This is a genomic window from Pseudomonas pharyngis (genome assembly GCF_021602345.1).
Lineage (GTDB): Bacteria > Pseudomonadota > Gammaproteobacteria > Pseudomonadales > Pseudomonadaceae > Aquipseudomonas > Aquipseudomonas pharyngis.
Genome location: NZ_BQID01000001.1, coordinates 703,979 through 724,883, shown reverse-complemented (window position 1 = coordinate 724,883; position 20,905 = coordinate 703,979). Strand labels below are relative to the sequence as shown.

Annotated in this window: 19 protein-coding genes; 6 read left to right on the top strand and 13 right to left on the bottom strand. The window is 60.7% G+C overall.

Annotated features, from left to right (window positions below):
• Positions 1 to 62: 62 nt before the first annotated feature.
• The 4 genes from L6D74_RS03295 to L6D74_RS03280 all read right to left on the bottom strand — a co-directional run bounded on the left by L6D74_RS03295 (position 63) and on the right by L6D74_RS03280 (position 5,641).
• Complete coding sequence (locus L6D74_RS03295) at positions 63 to 1,454, bottom strand: M16 family metallopeptidase (RefSeq protein ID WP_236187663.1); 1,392 nt, start codon at positions 1,452 to 1,454, stop codon at positions 63 to 65.
• A 167-nt stretch (positions 1,455 to 1,621) separates the two neighbouring features.
• On the bottom strand, positions 1,622 to 3,280 hold the full coding sequence (locus tag L6D74_RS03290) for a Na/Pi cotransporter family protein (RefSeq protein ID WP_236187662.1): 1,659 nt from the start codon (positions 3,278 to 3,280) through the stop codon (positions 1,622 to 1,624).
• A gap of 214 nt (positions 3,281 to 3,494) precedes the next feature.
• The gene (locus tag L6D74_RS03285; RefSeq protein WP_007954068.1) at positions 3,495 to 4,262 is read right to left on the bottom strand and encodes a TerC family protein; all 768 of its coding nucleotides are present in this window, start codon (positions 4,260 to 4,262) and stop codon (positions 3,495 to 3,497) included.
• 71 nt (positions 4,263 to 4,333) lie between these two features.
• Positions 4,334 to 5,641, bottom strand: coding sequence for a CitMHS family transporter (locus L6D74_RS03280; protein ID WP_007954069.1), 1,308 nt, complete (start codon positions 5,639 to 5,641; stop codon positions 4,334 to 4,336).
• A gap of 334 nt (positions 5,642 to 5,975) precedes the next feature.
• On the opposite strand from L6D74_RS03280, the gene L6D74_RS03275 reads away from it, so the two are divergent.
• A complete protein-coding gene (locus tag L6D74_RS03275) occupies positions 5,976 to 6,377 on the top strand; it encodes a GFA family protein (protein ID WP_236187661.1) in 402 nt (133 codons plus the stop codon).
• On the opposite strand, the gene L6D74_RS03270 is transcribed toward L6D74_RS03275, so the two are convergent.
• Positions 6,378 to 6,704, bottom strand: a complete 327-nt coding sequence (locus tag L6D74_RS03270; protein ID WP_236187660.1) for a DOPA 4,5-dioxygenase family protein — start codon at positions 6,702 to 6,704, stop codon at positions 6,378 to 6,380. It lies immediately after the preceding gene.
• A gap of 84 nt (positions 6,705 to 6,788) precedes the next feature.
• Between L6D74_RS03270 and L6D74_RS03265 the strand changes: the two genes are divergently transcribed.
• A complete protein-coding gene (locus L6D74_RS03265) occupies positions 6,789 to 7,448 on the top strand; it encodes an NAD(P)-dependent oxidoreductase (RefSeq protein ID WP_085647173.1) in 660 nt (219 codons plus the stop codon).
• 3 nt (positions 7,449 to 7,451) lie between these two features.
• Here the strand turns inward: L6D74_RS03265 and L6D74_RS03260 are convergent, their stop codons facing one another.
• Entirely contained in the window at positions 7,452 to 8,402 is a 951-nt protein-coding gene (locus tag L6D74_RS03260; protein WP_064592436.1) for a choline sulfate utilization transcriptional regulator, read from the bottom strand.
• A gap of 114 nt (positions 8,403 to 8,516) precedes the next feature.
• Here L6D74_RS03260 and betC point away from each other — a divergent pair, with 114 nt between their 5' ends.
• The 3 genes from betC (at position 8,517) to L6D74_RS03245 (ending at position 12,817) form a co-directional block, all read left to right on the top strand.
• A complete protein-coding gene (gene betC / locus L6D74_RS03255) occupies positions 8,517 to 10,031 on the top strand; it encodes a choline-sulfatase (protein WP_236187659.1) in 1,515 nt (504 codons plus the stop codon).
• Positions 10,032 to 10,047: 16 nt separating this feature from the next.
• Positions 10,048 to 10,965, top strand: coding sequence for a choline ABC transporter substrate-binding protein (gene choX / locus L6D74_RS03250; protein WP_236187658.1), 918 nt, complete (start codon positions 10,048 to 10,050; stop codon positions 10,963 to 10,965).
• Between the two features lie 283 nt (positions 10,966 to 11,248).
• The gene (locus tag L6D74_RS03245; protein WP_236187657.1) at positions 11,249 to 12,817 is read left to right on the top strand and encodes a SulP family inorganic anion transporter; all 1,569 of its coding nucleotides are present in this window, start codon (positions 11,249 to 11,251) and stop codon (positions 12,815 to 12,817) included.
• A gap of 109 nt (positions 12,818 to 12,926) precedes the next feature.
• Here the strand turns inward: L6D74_RS03245 and aroE are convergent, their stop codons facing one another.
• Positions 12,927 to 13,748, bottom strand: a complete 822-nt coding sequence (aroE, locus tag L6D74_RS03240) for a shikimate dehydrogenase (protein ID WP_236187656.1) — start codon at positions 13,746 to 13,748, stop codon at positions 12,927 to 12,929.
• Positions 13,749 to 13,757: 9 nt separating this feature from the next.
• Entirely contained in the window at positions 13,758 to 14,672 is a 915-nt protein-coding gene (hemF, locus tag L6D74_RS03235; protein ID WP_236187655.1) for an oxygen-dependent coproporphyrinogen oxidase, read from the bottom strand.
• 147 nt (positions 14,673 to 14,819) lie between these two features.
• Between hemF and L6D74_RS03230 the strand changes: the two genes are divergently transcribed.
• Entirely contained in the window at positions 14,820 to 15,797 is a 978-nt protein-coding gene (locus tag L6D74_RS03230; protein ID WP_236187654.1) for an NADPH:quinone reductase, read from the top strand.
• A gap of 23 nt (positions 15,798 to 15,820) precedes the next feature.
• On the opposite strand, the gene L6D74_RS03225 is transcribed toward L6D74_RS03230, so the two are convergent.
• The 5 genes from L6D74_RS03225 to L6D74_RS03205 are packed head-to-tail and all read right to left on the bottom strand — an operon-like array spanning position 15,821 to position 20,894.
• Complete coding sequence (locus L6D74_RS03225; protein WP_236187653.1) at positions 15,821 to 17,119, bottom strand: phenylacetate--CoA ligase family protein; 1,299 nt, start codon at positions 17,117 to 17,119, stop codon at positions 15,821 to 15,823.
• A complete protein-coding gene (locus L6D74_RS03220; RefSeq protein ID WP_236187652.1) occupies positions 17,109 to 18,377 on the bottom strand; it encodes an aminotransferase class I/II-fold pyridoxal phosphate-dependent enzyme in 1,269 nt (422 codons plus the stop codon). Before L6D74_RS03220 ends, L6D74_RS03225 begins: the two co-directional genes overlap by 11 nt.
• On the bottom strand, positions 18,374 to 19,468 hold the full coding sequence (locus tag L6D74_RS03215; protein ID WP_236187651.1) for a DUF3419 family protein: 1,095 nt from the start codon (positions 19,466 to 19,468) through the stop codon (positions 18,374 to 18,376). The genes L6D74_RS03220 and L6D74_RS03215 overlap by 4 nt, the downstream gene beginning before the upstream one ends.
• Positions 19,469 to 19,510: 42 nt before the next feature.
• Complete coding sequence (locus tag L6D74_RS03210; protein WP_236187650.1) at positions 19,511 to 20,245, bottom strand: iron-containing redox enzyme family protein; 735 nt, start codon at positions 20,243 to 20,245, stop codon at positions 19,511 to 19,513.
• Complete coding sequence (locus L6D74_RS03205) at positions 20,223 to 20,894, bottom strand: GNAT family N-acetyltransferase (RefSeq protein ID WP_236187649.1); 672 nt, start codon at positions 20,892 to 20,894, stop codon at positions 20,223 to 20,225. Before L6D74_RS03205 ends, L6D74_RS03210 begins: the two co-directional genes overlap by 23 nt.
• Positions 20,895 to 20,905 lie beyond the last annotated feature (11 nt).

Sequence of the window (20,905 nt, the reverse complement as noted above, 5' to 3'; positions counted from 1 at the left end):
GACAGTCGAGGAAAAAACCCCGACAGAGTACCGCCCGCCGGGCCGTGTGGCGAGGCTGCCGGTCATTCCGGATGCACGGACTTGCGCCGATGCAGGCGCCAGCCGAGCAGAATCAGCACCAGCACGCCCAATCCGCCCGCCAGCAGCCATAACACCTGATCGTCGCTGAGCAGCGGTTTCTCGATCCGCAGATAACCCGGTTGCAGCAACAACTCGCGCATGGCCTTGTTCGCCGCCTCCAGCGTCACGCCTTGCAGCTCCCGCGCAGGATCGGCGAAGCGGCCATCCTCGTAGTCGCCCAGCGCGCTCCAGTAATAGTCGGCCATGGCGCTGGTGCCTTGCACGGCCCAGGCCTGGTGGGCGATGGCGGCTTGTTTCAAGCGATTGAAGGTGTCGGCGTCGAGGCCGTTTTTCAGCAGGTCGGCCTTGAGGTCTTCCAGCACCTGCTCGGCTTCGGCGATATCGCCGCGATCCAGGTCGGCGTTGAGGCTCATGAAACCGACGCCGCCGAACACTTCGCGCTCGGCCCACGGCCCGTAGGACAAACCGTGGTTCAGGCGCAACTGGCGGTACAGCGCCCACTCCAGGTATTCCTTGAGCAGGTCGAAGGTTTGGTCGTACTGGTCGTCCAGCACCGGCTCCGGCACCAGCCAGTGCAGCTTGGCGCTGTTGCCGATGAAGCCGCGAGTGATCGTGCGTTCGTGAGCGGCGCTGGCGCGGATGTCCGGCAACGGGCGGTGTTCGCTCGGCTCGACCGCTTCCAGCGCGCCCCACGCCCGTTCCAGATAGGCCGGCAGCAGTTTGTCGAGGTCACCGACGACGATCAGGGTCATGTTGTTCGGCGCGTACCAGGCCTTGCGCACCTTCTCCAGTTGTTCGCGGGTCAGGCCATCGACTTCAGCCCGCTGCGGACATTTCAGGCCCAGTTCAACCGCCAGTTGATTGCTCGCGGTGTGGCCCAGGTCCTGCCGGTCGAGGAAGCGTTGCAGCCGGGTGTAATGGCCGCCGTCCTCGCGCTCGACCACCCGTTTGGCGGCGTTGATCGCGTTGTCGTCGAAACGGGTCTGGGTCAGCAGATCCAGCAGCAGGTCGAGAACCTTGCGCTGGTTTTTCGCCGGGGCTTCGATGACGAACGTGGTGTCGGCGTTGCTGGTGAAGGCGTTCCAGTCGCCGCCGAGGGCCTGCATGCGCTCTTCGAGGCCACCTTCGCCGGTGGCGTCGATGCCGCTGAACAGCAAGTGTTCGAGCAGGTGCGGCAGCTCCTTTTCATTGCAGTCGAAATCGTCGAGACCGACGCCGATCACCAGCCGGATAGCCACGTGCCCACGCTCGGTGCCGGGCTTGAGCAGCAATTGCAAACCGTTGGGCAGCGCATAGCCTTCGACCTGAAAACGATCCAGGGCGAAGGCGGGCAGGGAACCGAGCAGCAGACAAGCGAACAACAGGCAACGCATAACGAGCTTCCATACGGCTGAATTGGAGATCCGTGTCGTCAGTCCGGCCCTCATCGCCAGCAGGCTGGCTCCCACATTTGAAACGCATTCCCTGTGGGAGCCAGCCTGCTGGCGATGGCGACCTGAAGGCTGAATCAATGTTACTGACTGACCACAACCCCAGACGTTCAAGGCGAATGCGTGATGTCCGCCATATCGTCCGCCGCCAGCGCGCCGGTATCGGAAGTTTCCAGCACCACATAGGCGCTGCTGCAGAACAGCGAGTTCAAACGTTTCATGTCAGCAATCAGCTCCAGGTGCAACGAACTGGTCTCGATACTCTGCACGATCTTGCGTTGCAATCGGCTGACATGGGCGTGGGCCAGACGCCGTTCCTGGGCGCGAAAGCGACGTTTCTCGCGCAGCAGCTGACGGGCGCTTTCCTTGTCGCCGCTGAGGAAAACCGACAGCCCGAGTCGCAGGTTGGCGATCAATTGCTGTTGCAGACCGGCCAGTTCTTCCAGCCCGTCTTCGGAAAACGAGCGGCGCTGCGAAGTCTTCTGCTGCTGCACTTTGCGCAGCATGCGTTCGATCAGGTCGCTGGCCAGTTTGAGGTTGATCGCCAGCTCAATGATCTCCGCCCAGCGCCGACTGTCCTGTTCGCCAAGATCTTCGCGGGGCATTTGCGCCAGGTACAGTTTGATCGCGCTGTACAAGGCTTCGACGTCATCGGTCAGCTTGCGCATTTCCTGGGTGACAGCGGTCTGCTTGCCGCGCAGCACGTCGAGGGTCGCGTCGAGCATGTTGTCGATCAGGTCGCCCATGCGCAGGGTTTCCCGGGCGGCGTTGGCCAGTGCCAGGCTCGGCGTGACCAGCGCGGTGGGATCAAGGTGACGGGGCTTGGCGGTGCCGTTGACCTCCGGGCGCTCCGGAAGCAGCCAGGCGCACAGTCGCGCCATCGGTCCGACGCTCGGCAGCAGGATCAGGCAACGCGCTGTGTTGTAGAGGAGGTGGAAGCCGATGACCATTTCCTGCGGACTGAAATCCAGGCTGTCGATCCAGTGCACCAGCGGGTCGAGCACCGGAATGATCAGCAGCAGCCCGATGAGTTTGTACAGCAGGCTGCCCAGCGCCACCTGCCGGCCGGCGGCGTTCTGCATGCTGGTGCTCATGAACGCCAGCACGCCGCTGCCGATGTTGGCGCCGATCACCAGACCGATCGCCACCGGCAGACTGATCACCGCAGCGCCGGCGAGCGTGGCGGTCAGCAGCACGGCCGCCAGACTGGAGTAGGAAATCATCGCGAACAGCGCGCCGACCAAGGCGTCGAGCAGGATATCGCCGGTCAACGAGGCGAAAATCACCTTCACCCCTTGGGCATGAGTTATCGGCGCAGCGGCCTCGACGATCAGTTGCAGCGCCAGAATGATCAGCCCAAGCCCAATGGACACGCGGCCCATCTGCCCGAGCCGCGTCTGTTTGCGCGACAGAAAGAAAATCACCCCGATAAAAATCAGCAGCGGCGACAGCCACGACAGGTCGAACGTCAGCACCCGTGCCATCAGTGCCGTACCGACGTCGGCACCCAGCATGGTCGCCAGGGCCGGGGTCAACGCCATCAGGCCCTGACCGACAAACGACGTCACGAGCATGGCGGTGGCGTTGCTGCTCTGCACCATCGCAGTGACAACGATGCCGGCGACAAAGGCCAGCCAGCGTTTGGACATGTTCTGGCCGATCACGTGGCGCAGATTGGTGCCGTACACCCGCAGGATGCCGGTTCGGACGATGTGCGTGCCCCAGATCAGCAGGGCCACGGCAGAGAGCAAATTGAGCAGGGTGAGCATGCAGACCCCCTGTAATGGCAGCGCCCCAGAGGGGCAAGTGGACGGTACCGCGCAATTTCTACGTTCTGATACTTAAGCTGTAGTTGGCTAACGGTCTGGGCGCCAGCATTGCACAGCTAAAGCGGGGATTGAAACAAAAGTGTCATGAAAACAGGTTCATGCAGCCATGAAAAAAGGGCCCGAAGGCCCTTTGATCTGTTGCGCAGCGTTCGGGTTACTGACCCGGAATATCCTTGCGCAGTTTCACCGGGTCCTGCTGTTTGCGTTTTTTCGCGATGGCGGTGCGCATCTTGATGTTGATCGCTTCGACCGCCAGCGAGAATGCCATGGCGAAGTAGACGTAGCCTTTCGGTACGTGCACGTCGAACGATTCGGCAATCAGCACGGTACCGACCACCAGCAGGAACGACAGCGCGAGCATTTTCAGCGACGGGTGCTTGTCGATGAACTCGCTGATCTTGCCCGAGGCCAGCATCATCACCAGCACGGCCACGATGATCGCCGCAACCATGACCGGAACGTGGGAAACCATGCCGACGGCCGTGATCACCGAATCCAGCGAGAACACGATGTCGATGATCGCGATCTGGATGATGGTGTAGAGGAAGTTGCCGCCCTTGCCGCCGGGCGTCTCGTCGCTTTCGTCTTCACCTTCCAGTGCGTGGTACATCTCCTGGGAGCTTTTCCACAGCAGGAACAGGCCACCGAAGAACAGGATCAGGTCGCGACCGGAAATGCCCTGGCCAAACACTTCGAACAGGTCGGCGGTGAGGCGCATGACCCAGGTGATCGACAGCAGCAACAGGATCCGCGTGATCATGGCCAGGCCAAGACCGAAGATCCGGGTGCGCTGCTGCATGTGTTTGGGCATGCGGCTGACCAGGATCGAAATCATGATGATGTTATCGATGCCCAGAACGATTTCCAGGGCGGTCAGGGTGAAGAAGGCAACCCAGATCTCAGGGTTGGTCAGCCATTCCATGTGTATTCCTTTGAGCGAGTGTTAAACCAGGACGCCAGCAATCAGCTGGCGTCCTGGTGAGTTTGGTACCGTTACAACGTGCTGAACAGCGGGAAAGTCCCCAACAGCAAGGCGGCGACCAGTATGCACAGGCAGACCAGCACTGCCCACTTCAGGGTGAAACGCTGGTGATCGCCGAACTCGATCCCCGCCAGTGCCACCAGCAGGTATGTCGACGGCACCAGTGGGCTCAGCAGGTGAACCGGCTGACCGACGATCGAGGCACGGGCCATTTCCACTGCGGTGATGCCGTAATGGCTGGCCGCTTCGGACAACACCGGCAACACACCGTAGTAGAACGCGTCGTTCGACATGAAGAACGTGAACGGCATGCTCACCAGCGCCGTGATCACCGCCAGGTACGGGCCGAGGAAATCAGGGATCACCGCCAGCAGGCTTTTCGACATCGCATCGACCATGCCGGTGCCCGACAGGATACCGGTGAAAATGCCCGCCGCGAAGATCAGACTGACCACCGACAGCACGCTGCCGGCATGGGCGGCGACGCGATCCTTCTGCATTTGCAGGCAAGGGTAGTTGACGATCATGGCAATACTGAACGCCACCATGAACAGCACCGGCAGCGGCAACAGGCCGGCAATCAACGTGCACATCAGCGCCAGGGTCAGCAGGCCGTTGAACCAGATCAGTTTCGGACGGCGGGCATCCGGGAATTGCGAGACGCTGATTTCGCTGTGATCGATTTCGTCGCCGATCAGGTGCAGCTCACCCAGACGCGCACGCTCACGTTTGCCGTAGAAGTAGGCAATGATCAGGATCGCCACCACACCGGCAGCCATCGCCGGGATCATCGGCACGAAGATGTCCGACGGGTCTACGTGCAGGGCACTGGCGGCACGGGCAGTCGGGCCACCCCATGGGGTCATGTTCATCACGCCACCGGCGAGGATGATCAGACCGGCCATGATCCGCGGGCTCATGCCGATGCGGCTGTACAGCGGCAGCATGGCGGCCACGCAGATCATGTAAGTGGTCGCGCCGTCACCATCGAGGGAAACGACGAGCGCCAGTACGGCGGTGCCGACCGAAACTTTCAGCGGGTCGCCCTTGACCAGTTTGAGGATCTTGCGCACGGCCGGGTCGAACAGGCCGGAGTCGATCATCAGGGCGAAATACAGAATCGCAAACATCAGCATCACGCCGGTCGGCGCGAGCTTGGTAATACCTTCGAGCATCATCGGACCGATCTTCGGAGCAAAGCCACCGAACAGGGCGAACAGGATCGGGATGATGATCAGAGCGATCAGCGCAGACAGGCGCTTGGTCATGATCAGGAACATGAACGTGATGACCATGGCGAAGCCAAGGAAAGTCAGCATGGGAATACTCCAGGCGTAGCGCGGCTAGGTAAGTGAGCGGATCGGCGGGATCAGCGCAGAACGGGAAGCACGAGGCGTACGAGCGGAGTGTCAGAAAAAAGGCGTGGGAGGAGGCGGGTTGCAGAGGACATCAGAATCACCATTGTTGTTGTTAATTGGGCCTGTCGTGCGAGCAATCACACGCGTTGGCCAACCGGTCTGTTGCCGGCAGTGGGGGCGATCCTAATCGGGGAACCTTTCAGCTACCTTTCGCGCAAGAAAGCTTTGGGCGAACGGCCAACCGGCCGTCGGATGCGGGCTAGAGTCAATGAACACGGGAAGTGGAGGGCAGGGCATGACTGATTTGCACGGCGGTGGCTGCCATTGCGGACATATCCGCTATCAGTTCAGCGGAGCATTGCACTACATCGCCCACTGTCATTGTTCGATTTGCCGAAAAGTCAGCGGTGGCATCGTCACCACCTGGATCACGCTGCCGGCAGCGAAATTCCAGTGGCTGGCCGGAACACCTTCGCGCTACGACTCTTCAGACAGCTGCGCACGGTTCTTCTGCCCGAACTGCGGCGCACAACTGGCGCTGGTGACGCTGCTCAGCCCCGAGAGCATCGATCTGACGGTCGCCACACTGGATCATCCGGAGCAGGCCGCCGCCGAGCGGCATATCTGGACCGACAGCCAGTTGCCATGGCTGCACCTGGACGAGCATTTACCTGGCGAACCCGAAGAAACCATCTGATTAAAAAACAGACAGATCCAGCGGCCGCATCGCGCCCATCCAGATTGCATGGTCGGTGTGGTCGAGCAAGTCATCGCCGGTGTCCGGGTGCAGGAACACCACCAATCCCTTGCGATTGAGTGCCAGCCACGGCAGCACATCGCCGATCAGCTCCGGGCCGAAGGCCAGCTGGCAGCTCCAGTCCGGGTGCGGGCCGACCGGGCGCTCATGCACGCGGCCCATCCTCAATGGAAATAATTGCGCGGCCTGCTCACACAGTGCCCGCGCCTGTTCGATCGTGCTGGCGTCGTAATAAACGTGGGCGTGATAACCCTTGATCGTCTGCATCGCAAACCCTCTGAATCGGTTCGAACCCTCGGCGTTGCCCGTATGTCACACGCCATACAAGGGAAAACAAAAGGAACCTCAGCCATGAAAAATGCCGAAACCCCGGCGGTGAAAGTGGTGCTCTATGGTGCCATGAGTAGCCTGGGCAGCGCGTTGATGGCTGAACTGCTGCGTCGCCAGCACGAAGTCATCGCCATCCTCGACGATTTGACGGCGCTCGCGCCACGGCCGGGGCTGCGCACCAAAAGCGGCGATCTGCTCGATGCCGAGCGGGTCAACCAGAGTGTCGCCGGCAGCTCGGCAGTGATCTGCCTGCTGAATGCGCCGGGCTTGCCGCTGAGCAGCGATCATGTCGAAAAATCCGTGGTGCTGGGGCCGGTGGAACAGGTGCTGGCGGTGGATGCGCTTATCGATGGGCTACAGGCGGCAAACGTCTCGCGGCTGTTTGTCATCGGCGAATTCGAAGCACTGGACGATCCGGAAAACGCCGATCCGCTGCAACGCCACGCCGCTCTGGAAGTACACGAAGCCCTGCAAAGCAGCCCGTTGCACTGGACGCTGGTGAACGCACCGCGCAGCGTCGCCGGGCTGACGATCGAGCATTTCAGTCAGGTCGGCCGCACGCTGGAACCGGGACTGGCTGAACCGCTGGAACGCCTGAACCGGGTGGCGGTGGGGATTGCCGATGAGCTGCGACTGAATCTGCATATCCATCAACACGTGGATTTTGTTGCCGCCTCCTGATCGTTATACCGCAATTGACGGCAGCGGCAGCCCGGCCAGGGATTCGGCGCTGCTGGCCTGTTCGGCCATCAGCCAGTCCACGAACGTCTGAATCAACGCGCCCCGGCGCTTGCGCTGTGGCAGCACCACGTAATAACCGAGACGCGACAGGGTGGTTTCGGCGATCGGCCGGCACAATAGACCTTGAGTGAGCAAGTTATCCACAAGGTGCCGCCAGCCAATCGCCACGCCCTGACCGCCAATCGCCGCTTGAATCAGCAGGGTGTAATTGTCGAAGCGCAGTTGGCCCGGCGCTGGCGGCGCGCTGATGTTCAGCGCGCGGAACAGACCGCTCCAGTCGAACCAGTTACTGCTGTTTTCCCCGCGCAGGTGCAGCAGCGGAAACTCCATCAATGCCTGGGCCGGCAAGGGCAGGGGGCGATCCTTGAGCAATTGCGGGCTGCACACCGGAAACACTTCTTCACTAAACAACCAGTGACTCTCGCCCTGTTTGAAGCGACCGTCGCCGAACAGCACGGCAACGTCGATATCCGGACGCAGCATGTTGTGATTGCGCTCGCTGGTGACCAGGCTCACATCCACCTGTGGATAAGCTTCATGGAAGCGGTGCAGACGCGGCATCAGCCAATACGCGGCGAAGGCGAAATCGGTGGCAACCTGCAGCACTTCATGTTGCTGCTGCGTGCTGATTGCGCTTAATCCCGCGTCGATATTCTGCAAACCAAGGGTAACTTGCTCGAACAGGATCGATCCGACCTCAGTCAGTTCGATGCCCCGATAGATACGATCGAACAGCCGCGTGCCGAGCTGTTCTTCCAGCCGTTTGATTTGTTGGCTGATTGCTGGTTGCGTCGTACCCAGTTCAACAGCGGCAGCGGTAAAACTGCGATGACGGGCCGCCGCCTCGAAGGCGCGCAGCAGGTCCAGCGACAGATCACCGAGGGCTTCATACATAAGCTGTGCTTATCCTAGTCATTGTCCGGCGCGGGCTTTACCGGATATTGCGTGGAATCCATGCTCGATCGCAGCAATGTCGCATAAATATTCACTATGGAATGCCGCGATCACATGAAGCGCAAGAACATTCTTTTCATCATGGCCGATCAAATGGCCGCGCCAATGTTGCCGTTCTACGGCCCGTCGCCGATCAAACTGCCGAATCTCAGCCGCCTCGCCGAACAAGGCGTGGTATTCGATGCCGCTTACTGCAACAGCCCGCTGTGCGCACCGTCGCGTTTCACCCTGGTCAGCGGCCAGTTGCCGAGCAAGATCGGCGCCTACGACAACGCCGCCGATTTCCCCGCCGACATTCCCACCTACGCCCATTACCTGCGCCGCCTCGGCTATCGCACCGCGCTGTCGGGCAAGATGCATTTCTGCGGCCCCGATCAACTGCACGGTTACGAAGAGCGCCTGACCAGCGACATCTATCCGGCCGACTACGGCTGGGCGGTGAACTGGGACGAGCCTGATGTGCGGCCGAGCTGGTATCACAACATGTCGTCGGTGTTGCAGGCCGGCCCGTGCGTACGCACCAACCAGCTCGACTTCGACGAAGAGGTGGTGTTCAAGGCTCAGCAATACCTGTTCGACCATATCCGCGAGGATGGCGATCAGCCGTTTTGCCTGACCGTGTCGATGACTCACCCCCACGACCCGTACACGATTCCCAAGGCGTTCTGGGATTTGTACGACGATGCGGATATCCCGCTTCCGACGACGCCGGATCAGCGTTCACTCGATCCGCACTCCCAGCGTTTGCTCAAGGTTTATGATCTGTGGGACAAGCCGCTGCCTGTGGATAAAATCCGCGACGCCCGTCGGGCGTACTTCGGTGCATGCAGCTATATCGACGCCAACGTTGGCAAACTTCTGCAAACCCTCGAGGACTGCGGGCTGGCGGACGACACCGTCGTTGTGTTCTCCGGTGACCATGGAGACATGCTCGGCGAACGCGGCCTCTGGTACAAAATGCACTGGTTCGAGATGGCCGCGCGGGTGCCCCTGTTGATAAGTGCACCTGGCCAGTTCCAATCAGGCCGTGTCAGCGCCGCGGTGTCCACCGCCGATCTGTTGCCGACCTTCGTCGAACTGGCCGGCGGCAGCCTGGAGCCTGACCTGCCGCTGGACGGCCGTTCGCTGGTTCCGCACCTGCAAGGGCAGGGCGGTCACGACGAAGTGTTCGGCGAATACATGGCCGAAGGCACCGTCAGCCCGCTGATGATGATCCGTCGTGGCGCCTACAAATTTATCTACAGCGAATCCGACCCTTGCCTACTCTTCGATGTGGATAACGATCCACGCGAGCAGGAAGAACTCAGCCAATCACCGCAACATCGCCGGCTGTTCGACGATTTTCTCGCCGAAGCACGGGCCAGGTGGGACATCCCGGCAATCCACCGCGAAGTCCTCGAAAGCCAGCGCCGTCGGCGTTTCGTCGCCGAGGCGCTGACGATCGGCAAGCTGAAGAGCTGGGATCACCAGCCGCTGGTGGACGCCAGTCAGCAATACATGCGCAACCACATCGACCTCGATGACCTGGAGCGCAAGGCCCGTTATCCACAACCCTGCCAAAACCAATAACGTTAAGGGGAAGTCCATGGTCAAGTTATCCACAGTCGTGACGGTCAGTCTGCTGGCACTGGGCAGCGCATCTGCGTTCGCCGAGAGCTGCGACACGGTGAAAATGGCCGATCCCGGCTGGAGCGACATCGCCGCGACCAATGCCATCACCGGGTTTCTGCTGGATGGCATGGGCTACAAGGCCAAGGTCGACACGCTCGCGGTGCCGATCACCTTCGGCGGCTTGAAGGATGGCCAGGTCGACGTGTTCCTCGGCAACTGGATGCCGGCGCAGCAGGGTTTCTACGACAAGTTCGTTGCCACGGGTGACGTCACCCAACTGGCGAAGAACCTCGACGGCACCGAATTCACCCTGGCCGTACCGGATTACGTGTGGGACGCGGGTGTGCATAACTTTGCCGACCTGAATAAGTACGCCGATAAATTCGAGAAGAAGATTTACGGCATCGGCTCTGGCGCGCCAGCGAACATCTCGCTGCAAGAGATCATCAAGAAAAACGACTTCGACCTGGGCCAATGGAAGCTGATCGAGTCCAGCGAACAGGCGATGCTGGCTGAAGTCTCGCGGGCGGTGAAGAAACAGAAATTCGTCACCTTCCTCGGCTGGACCCCGCACCCGATGAACGTGCAGCTGAAAATGCACTACCTCAAGGGCGGCGAGAAGTACTTTGGCGACACCGGCAGCGTCTACACCCTGACCCGCAAGGGCTACGCCGAGGCCTGTCCGAATGTGGGTAAATTGCTGACCAATCTTTCGTTCACTCAAGAGATGGAGAACAGCATCATGGCCGAGGTGGTGAACAAGAAAGTCAGCAATGCGGAGGCGGCGAAGGCCTGGATCAAGGCGAATCCGGCGGTGTTGGATAAGTGGCTTGATGGTGTGAAGACGGTGGATGGCAAAGATGCGTTGGCGGCGGTTAAAGCGAAGCTTTGATCGCGGTGTGCTGAAGGTCTGAGTTCGCTTTAGATCTTTTCCCCCCTCACCCCAACCCTCTCCCCCCAAGGGGGGCGAGGTGGAAAGGGAGCTGACCGTCGTTGGTTTCAGAACCTGAGTTCGACTGAAGACTTTCAGGTCGATGGATTTCGAAAAGACACCTCGGTAAGTTCCCTCTCCCTCCGGGCGGTCCGACGTTTCGGGAGGGTTAGGGTGAGGGGGCTGTTCCTGATTGACACCCTGATACCCTTCACACACCACCCATCCCAAACCGAGAGGATCCATGGCCCTCCCCAGCCGTCGCTCACTTTTCCCCTTCCTGACCTGGCTGCCCCGGCAGACCCGCGCCAGCGTCGGGCGGGACCTGGTCGTCGGCCTCAGCGGGGCGATTCTCGCGTTGCCCCAGTCGATTGCCTACGCCCTGATCGCCGGTCTCCCACCGGAATACGGGCTCTACGCCGCCATCGTTCCGGTATTGATCGCCTGCCTGTGGGGCTCGTCGTGGCACTTGATCTGCGGCCCGACAGCGGCCATTTCGATTGTGCTGTTCGCCAGTGTCAGCCCACTGGCGGTGCCTGCATCACAGGACTACATCACCCTGATCCTGCTACTGACCTTCCTCGCCGGGATTTTCCAGTGGTTGCTCGGCCTGCTGCGCTTCGGCGCGCTGGTGAATTTCGTCTCGCATTCCGTGGTGCTGGGCTTCACCCTCGGCGCGGCGGTGGTGATTGCCATCGGTCAATTGCCGAACCTGCTGGGACTGGATCTGCCGGCCAAGGCCACGGCGCTGGCCAGCCTGATGGATCTGCTGCGCCATCTCGGGGCTGTGGATAAACCGTCGCTGGTCCTCGGTGTCGCCACGGTGGTGGTCGGTGCGCTGCTCAAACAATGGCTGCCACGCTGGCCGACGCTGTTGATGACCTTGGTGCTCGGCAGTCTGGCGGTGTGGCTGTGGCCGGCGATGTTCGGCCACGTTCAGTTGGTCAGCGCGTTTGTCGGGCGCCTGCCGCCGTTCAGTGGATTGCCGCTGGATATGGACCTGATCCTGCGCCTGCTGCCCAGTGCCGTGGCGGTGGGCATGCTCGGGCTGGTCACCAGCCTGTCGATTGCCCGTTCGATTTCCGCACGCTCGCAACAGCTGCTCGACGCCAACCAGGAAGTGCGCGCGCAAGGGCTTTCGAACATTGTCGGGGCGTTCTTTTCGGGATCGTTGTCCGCTGGCTCGTTCACCCGTTCCGGGCTGAGCTATGAGGCCGGGGCGTGTTCGCCACTGGCCGGGGTGTTTTCGGCGTTGTGGGTGGCACTGTTCGCGATTTTCGGTGCGGGGCTGATCGCGCATATTCCGATCCCGGCCATGGCCGGCAGCATTCTGCTGATCGCCTGGGGACTGGTGGATCATCGCGGCATTCGTGCGCTGCTGCGGGTCAGCCGGGCGGAATTTGTGGTGATGAGCCTGACCTGCGTCGCCACTTTGCTGCTGGAATTGCAGACGGCGATCTATGCCGGCGTGCTGGCCTCGTTGTTTTTCTACCTCAAGCGCACTTCGCAGCCGAGGGTGCAGCACTGGCGCGATGGCGAAGACGATGTACTGCGGGTCGGCGGCTCGATCTTCTTCGGCGCCAGCCACTACTTGCAAGTGCGCCTGCAACGGATGCACGGCGCGCGGGTGGTGATCGAGGCGCAACAGATCAACTTCATCGACTATTCCGGCGTGGAAATGCTCCATCAGGAAGCCCGGCGCCTGCTGCGCCAGGATCGCAGCCTGACCTTGCGTCAGGCGCGACCGCAGGTGGTGGAGGAGTTGCGCAAACTCGAAGGGCCGGAGAAATGCCCGATTCGCTTTGAAGATTGAAGAAGAACCCGTTGTGGGAGCGAGCTTGCTCGCGATGGCGATCTGTCTGTCTGTCAGATTGATGCTGGATCTGGCGACGTCATCGCGAGCAGGCTCGCTCCTACAGGGGTTACTGCGCCAACTGCCGACGCAACTCCGCCAGGACCGGCGCAGTGTCCGGACGTACGCCGCGCCACAGGAAAAAGGCTTCGGCAGCCTGTTCGGCCAACATGCCCAACCCGTCCATCACCACGCCCGCGCCATGCTCGCTGGCCCAGCGGCAGAATGCGGTCGGTTCCTTGCCGTACATCATGTCGTAGCACAGGGTCTTGCCGGGCTCGATCAGGCTTGGGGCAATCGGCGGCACATCGCCGGTGAGGCTGGCGGAGGTGGCGTTGATGATCACGTCCACCGGCTCGCGCAACCAGTCGTAACCACTGGCCGACACCGGCCCCAGATCACAGAACAGTTCGGCCAGTAGCTCGGCCTTGTCCACCGTGCGATTGGCGATGATCACCGAGGCTGGTTTCTCCGCCAGCAACGGCTCCAGCGCACCGCGCACCGCGCCACCGGCGCCGAGCAGCAGAATGCGTTTGCCGGCGAGGCTGACCCCGGCGTTGACCGTCAGATCGCGCACCAGCCCGGCGCCGTCGGTGTTATCGCCGAGCAGGCTGCCGTCGGCCAGTTTGCTCAAAGTATTCACCGCACCCGCGCGTTTGGCGCGGGCAGTCAGGCTGTCGGCCAAGCGATAGGCGTCTTCCTTGAACGGCACGGTCACGTTGGCGCCGCAACCTTCCTGAAAAAACGCCGTGGCGCAGCCGGAAAAGTCCTCGAGCGGCGCCAGCAGGGTGCTGTAGTCGAGACGCTGCCCGGTCTGTTCGGCGAACAGTTTGTGAATCATCGGCGACTTGCTGTGGCCGATCGGGTTACCGAAAACGACGTAACGATCCATCAGAAGTCCTCAGGCCTGAGCCAGCCAGTCGCGGTCTTGCAGGAAGTACTCGGTCAGGCGCGCTTCTTCGCTGCCCGGCTCGGCCTTCCAGTCGTAGGCCCAGCGCACTTGCGGTGGCAGCGACATCAGGATCGACTCGGTGCGCCCGCCCGATTGCAGGCCGAACAGGGTGCCACGGTCGTAAACCAGGTTGAATTCGACGTAGCGGCCACGGCGGAATTCCTGGAACTCGCGCTGTTTGGCGGTGAAGGCGTCGTTCTTGCGGCGCTGCACGATCGGCAAGTAAGCGTCGATGTACGCATCGCCGATGGCGCGCATGAAGGCGAAACTGGTGTCGAAGTCCCACTCGTTCAGGTCATCGAAGAACAACCCGCCGATGCCGCGCGGTTCGTGGCGATGCTTGATGTGGAAGTAGGTGTCGCACCAGGCCTTGTAGCGCGGGTAGACGTCCGGGCCGAACGGCGCGCAGGCCTGCTCGGCGACGCGGTGCCAGTGGATGCAGTCTTCTTCGTTGCCGTAGTACGGGGTCAGGTCGAAGCCACCGCCGAACCACCAGACCGGTTCTTCACCTTCCTTCTCGGCAATGAAAAAGCGCACGTTGGCGTGGGACGTCGGTATATGCGGATTGTGCGGGTGGATCACCAGCGACACGCCGAGGGCTTCGAAGCCACGCCCGGCCAGCTCCGGCCGATGGGCACTGGCGGACGGTGGCAGGCCACTGCCGAAGACGTGGGAAAAGTTGACGCCGCCCTTTTCGATCACCGTGCCATTCTCGATCACCCGGGTCCGACCGCCACCGCCGGCCGGACGGGTCCAGGCGTCTTCGACGAAGCGCGTGCCGCCGTCTTCGGTTTCCAGCGCGGCGCAGATGCGGTCTTGCAGGTCGAGCAGATAGGCCTTTACGGCGTCGGTGCGGGTCGTCATGGCTTCACCTTGGATCGGGCGGAACTGCGCGGCGCCCCGCGCAAATGGGCGCGTAGCATACCATCGCAAACCGGCACGCCGCAGTTGACGAAGATCAAGCATGAGCGTTCGATAGGGACCTTCCCAAATGACCCAAGGAGTAGGCAGATGGCCAAGCGAATCCAGTTCCGCGCCCACGGCGGCCCCGAAGTGCTCGAGTACGTTGACTATCAACCGGCCGAACCCGGTCCGCAGCAGGTTCGCGTGAGCAACAAGGCCATCGGCCTGAACTTCATCGACACCTACTACCGCAGCGGTCTTTACGCGCCACCGGCCTTGCCGTCGGGCGTGGGTGCGGAGGGCGCCGGCATTGTCGAGGCCGTGGGCAGCGAGGTCACCCGGTTCAAGGTCGGTGACCGCGTGGCTTACGGCAGCGGCCCGTTGGGCGCGTACAGCGACGTTCACGTTCTGCCGGAAGCGAATGTGGTGCAACTGCCGGACGCCATCAGCTTCGAAACTGCCGCCGGCGTGATGCTCAAGGGCCTGACCGTGCAGTACCTGCTGCGCCAGACCTATGAACTCAAGGATGGCGAAACCATTCTGTTTCACGCAGCGGCCGGCGGCGTCGGTTTGCTCGCCTGTCAATGGGCCAAGGCCTTGGGCGTGAAGCTGATCGGCACCGTCAGCTCGAAAGCCAAAGCCGATCTGGCCAAGGCCCATGGCGCCTGGGAAACCATCGATTACAGCCACGAAAACGTCGCCCAACGAGTGCTGGAATTGACCGATGGGAAAAAAGTCCCGGTGGTCTACGACGGCGTTGGCAAGGACACCTGGCCGGCTTCGCTGGACAGCGTGGCGCCCCGTGGCCTGCTGGTGAGCTTCGGCAATGCGTCGGGCGCGGTGGACGGAGTGAACCTGGGGATTCTGGCGGCAAAAGGTTCGCTGTACGTCACCCGTCCGACCCTGGCGACCTACGCCAATAACGCCGAAAACCTGCAGCGCATGGCCGACGAGCTGTTCGGGATGATTATCAGCGGCAAGCTGAAAGTGGATATCAGCCAGCGTTATCCATTGGCTGACGCGGCGAAAGCGCAGACCGAGCTGTCGGCGCGGCGCACCACGGGCTCCACTGTCCTGCTGCCCTGACCACCAATGACCTCGGCGCATCTTCATGACGGTACCGGGGTCTTTTCCGTCGTCACGAAAAACGGCGTCTTGCCGGCCAGGGTAGTTTCGAATTCCTGACGGGCAAGACGCTTCACCTCCAACCCCAAAACGCCCGGCAGCCTGAGCAATGCACTGGCCTGTCCTTCGACTTGCAACGCATCTTCAATGACGCTCTGTGTGTTGGCTGTCAGTGCGTCCTCGGCTATGACCAGACGCATGCGTGCCCCCTCGGGCTGTCGATCAATCTGCACCTGGACATCGGTGTTCTGCAGCTGCGGCAAAAGCTGTCGGAGTACGTGCAACACCTGTGACTGAGTGATGATCGCGCCCCCCAGTTTGATCGATGTTTCCACCCGCCCCTCAAGCGCCAGTACCGGCATGGAACTGCCACAGTCGCACTTCGTCACTGTGCGCAGGATTCGCCCACGATCGCCGATCCGGTAACGCAACAACGGCACATGATCAGGAAGCAATGGCGTCAGCAGAAACTCACCGGCTTCCCCTTCAGTTACAGCTTGCAGGGTCAGAGAATCAACCACCTCGAGCAGCATGGCGTCCGCATGCAGGTGAAAAAAACCGTGCTCCAGATGGGCACACTGAAAACCGATGGGACCGGTCTCCGTCGAGCTGTAGCCCAGCGAGCGGATCTTCAGCATCGGCCAGTCCCGGGCCAACTGGTCGCGCAGCGTTTGACTGCAAGGTTCTCCAATGTAGTAAAGCCACTTCAGGCTGCACAATTGCACAGCGCCGACTTTCTCATGATTGAACAACGCGGCGGCGAAGGAGGGAGTGCATATCAACGCATCAGCCTTGTGTGCCTCAATAAGCTCGGCAACGCGCTGCACGCCCATCTGTGAACCGGCAGGCAGCAGGCGTGCGCCTATGTGCTGGACGATAGCTGCCGCGTATTGAAAGGCACCCTGCATTTCCCCGGCTGTCAGGCAGTTGACGACCACCTCGGGGCGTTCGTCCGTCGAACCGAACATCCGTGCCCCCAAAGGCACGATTGCAGCGTTGAACGCCCAGGAATGGGTGATCTGTTTGCGATTGCCGGTGCTGCCTCCCGAGGTCAGGGTCAGCCCGCCGCCCGGTGCTCGATGGGAGGCTTCACCGAGGGTGGAAAACAATACGCCGCCGGACTCGTCTTCCACCGCCAGAACCGGCAATCGATGGAGATCGGCCAATCCCTGTACTTCCAGGATTCTCGGATACAGCGCACGAAACCATGGCAGTGAGCGTGCGTAAGCCAATTTGTGTGTTAGAGCCTCGGCCGATACATCCGTGACGAGTTCATTGCTCATGGCCGCGCCCTCCCTGACGAATGCCCAGCTCATCGAATCCGCTACGGACGGCGTTCGCCAGAGACTCCAACTGGAGCTGACTGTGGCTCGCGCTGATGGCCAGACGCAAAATGGCCTCGCCCTTGGCCACCACCGGAAACACCGCGGTGGTGACCGCCATGCCCTGCCGGCGCAAATGCTGCGCCAGGCTTATCGCATCTCTCTCGGCACCGACGCGGACAAAACGAATGGGGGACGCGACATGATGATTGCCCAGCACCGGCCCCAGCAACCTGTCGACCGTGGCGATGTTTCGCCACAGCGCTACCTGCAAATGGCCCAGCTCCGGCGACAAATGGATTTTCCCCGAAGCGACTGCCGCGCCCACCCCGCCAACGGACAATGGTCCGCCAAACGTGTAGGTCGACGCATGACGCCGGATCATTTCGGCATCCGCTTCGGTGCGCACGGTGATTGCCCCACCGGTTGCACCGAACGCCTTCGACAGCGACGACACCAGGATCAGCCGGCCACGCTGTCGTTCTTCCGCCGCGTCCAGCGCGTAACCACCTCCGGCCACGCCATGGATCGACGTACCGTGGGCGTCATCCGCATAGAGATAACCGTCGAAACGCTCCGCCAGTTGCAGCAGGCGATTGATCGGGTAAACACCGCGCATCGAGCCAATGCTGTCGGTCAGGATAATGGGCGTATTACCCGCCGCGACTGCCGTTGAACACGCTTCTTCGACCTGCTCTACATCGCTGCAATCACGGCGCTGTATCGGGCCGAATTGCCAGAGAATGCCTTGCAGCACTTGCATCGAAGCATGAGCGGCACGGTCGACAATCCAGCACGGGCCACGACGCATGGGATAGGAGGGCATCTCACCGGAGCCAAGCAGCGGTAGACAGCCAAGATGTGCACTGCCCACCGAGTTGAAGGTGACTGAATGCCCCTGAAATATCCGGTTCAGCAGTTCATCCAGCTCACGCATCGGTGGCAACAGCGCTCGGGTCCGTGCGGCGGCGAATTGCACGCCGAAGGACTCGACGGAGTGCATCGCCCCCTGAATCAAGCGAGGATCACACTCCAGCCCCAGATAAGAACACGAGAGAAACTCGGTCAGCCGCTCGCCGCTTTCGAGTTCGATCTCTTTGCCTTCACGTTTAGCCAGCTTCAGGCCATTCAGCCCCGCATCGAATAGCTGCTGCTGATCGTCTCGCGCTTGCCGGACACGGTTTTTGACCCAATTGACGGTCGGTTGAAAAGTGTTCATCGGGATACCTGCAAGGAGGGTGTGCGGCGATAGACCTGGACATGCCAGAGCTGGGTTTTTTCTCGCGCAATGTCTGCCTGGTATTGCTGGGTGATATCGCAGAAACCTGCGCAATCGGGTCGCACCACATGCAAATGCCCGCGCATGACCACCTGTGCGTTTTCTGCCAGGGCCGGTGCCAGGCGCTGCAAAACGTTCTTGCCAGCCGCTTCGGGCATGAAGGAAGGCACGTCCGACAGCGATACGAAATCGATGTCTGTTTCCCCGGCAACACAGTCGAGGATGTCAGCCTGCACCACTCGTAACTCGCACTGCCGAAGCCCCTCGCGGGCCCGCTGGAAAATCTGCGGATCGCACTCCAGTGGAAAGCCTTGTGGATAACGCAGCTCACCAAAAAACAGCATTTGCAGGAAAAAGCTCTCTCGGACCACCTGAGTGGTGAACAACGTATGGAAAATTTCCAGATACGCCGCGCGGGAACTGATCCCCAGGTTGTTGGGTGGAAACGCGCCCTTGTACAGCAGCGAATTGAGGACTGCTGCGTTTCCCAGCAACGCGATCACGGCTTTCCAGCGCTTGAGCGGAAAGCGGTTTCGGTAATATTCCGTTTGTTCGTCAAGCTGACTGAACTGAAAAATGCCCCGGCCGGCCTTGCCGGTAAACAGTCCGGTGATCTTCGCCAAGCGCTTCAGGGTCTGCTCGAATGCGCCCATGTAAATCGGCGCTTCCCAGTGCCGGGCCTGGAACAACCCGGACAACCAGCGACGATCCTCCGGCGGTAAAACCAGTTGCTGGAAAATGGATCGGCGTTTCGACCTCAGGCCTTCCGTTCGATAGCCCATGAACGCCATGAACGACTCGTGATCGGTCTGTTCCAGCAGGGCAAAACGCAATCGGGTGAACGCCAGTTGCGGCGCACTGATGTCGGTACAGGTCATGCGTGAAGGGGCAGCCGCCAGCAACGGCAACAACCGGCCGCCACATCCGGCGATACCCAGCACGTGCCCGGCATGTCTGGGCAGGATCGCGTATTCAAGCGCGGTGTCCTCGTCCCCAAGCGTGTAGTTGAGCCGGTCGAAATAATCAGCCATGTCTGCCTCCAGCCATCTGATCGGAACATCGGCGGGCGGCCTTCATTGGTTGGCCAGGGCGTGGAGGAATTCATAACGGGGCGCCAGCCCGTTTTGCCAGGCCTCGAACTGCTCATAAACCGCCTCGAGCATGTTGCCGGTCAGACGCAGGCTGGTTTCCATCACAGTGGCTATCGCATCCCAGTCCTCCTGACGCTTGCAGGTGCGCTGCAGCATCAGTTTGATTTCGTTGAAGTGCTCGATATCAATGTCGGAATGTGCAATGAAGAATGTAAGTTGAGCGGGTTTTAGCGACAGTGTTTCACTCAGGCTATCGATGAGCGGAGTAATGAACTGGTAGGCATTTTCTGCCCAATAACTATAACCAAGCCGTTGTAACGGGTTACCGGTAAAGGAGATCCAATATAAATAAGCGATCAGCACATCAGTGGCCGGAAGTGCAGGCGGAATATCAAACACTTCATTCTTCAAACCAAGACTCATGACATCGTGCAGTGCCATTTTTTCATGGCCGACTTCTTGTGCCGCATGTTCAAAACAGAACTTGGCATACACCGGATTATCCGCATGTCGGACACCGACCAATCCTTGATTTCGCGCATTGTGCGCCGTGTAGTGAAAAGTCTGAATCATATAGATCGCGTACAAGGCTTTGGAAACGCTGCCCTCACGGATGGCTTTCACCAGCCGCGAACTTTCCAGAATATCGGCCCATGATTTTTCGATTCGCTCATCGAGCAGGCTTAATTGTTGTTCAAAACTGAGAGGCGTATTCATCAACGGGGGTCTCCAATGGGTTGGCGAGCAGGTGGGCAGACTGTTGAAGTGCCGTGAGGATTTGCTGCCATTGAGCCGAGAGCAGCCAGTAATCGCCGCGTTGGCGCTGTTCGATGCGAAGGGCGTCGGTGGTGATGGGCGTCAGGCCGAAGCGCTGGAACAGTCGCCGCTGCGGTGATCGGCAGAGCGCGGTAACGCCCTCATAACCCCGCGTGACCGCCCATTCCGTGGCAGCGGCCAGCAGGCCGTTGATCGACATGGGGAACTGAGTTTGCGAGTGACTGATCAAGCGACTGAACTCGACATGGCGCGACAGCGTCGTGGCGGGAGACAGTTGCTGCTGCGCCAGTGAGGCCCATTCGAACGGCGCAGGGGTCACTCTCAATACGGCCGTGGGCCTGTCGTGCTGATACAACAGAAAGTGGGTACTGCGCGAAATAATCGCCAGGCGTGTTTCAAGTGACCTGGCTCTGGGTGTCAACATGTAGTGTTGCAATCGCAATCGAAAATGACGGGCAACAAACCGTTCAAACTCTCGTGTGTCTGATCCTGCTTCAAGAATAACGATGCGATAGTTTTCATGACGCCTTTTAAAGGTCGTCTGAATCTCCTGCAGATAATCCGTTAATTGCGAATCCCTGATATCCATTTCTTCTCCGC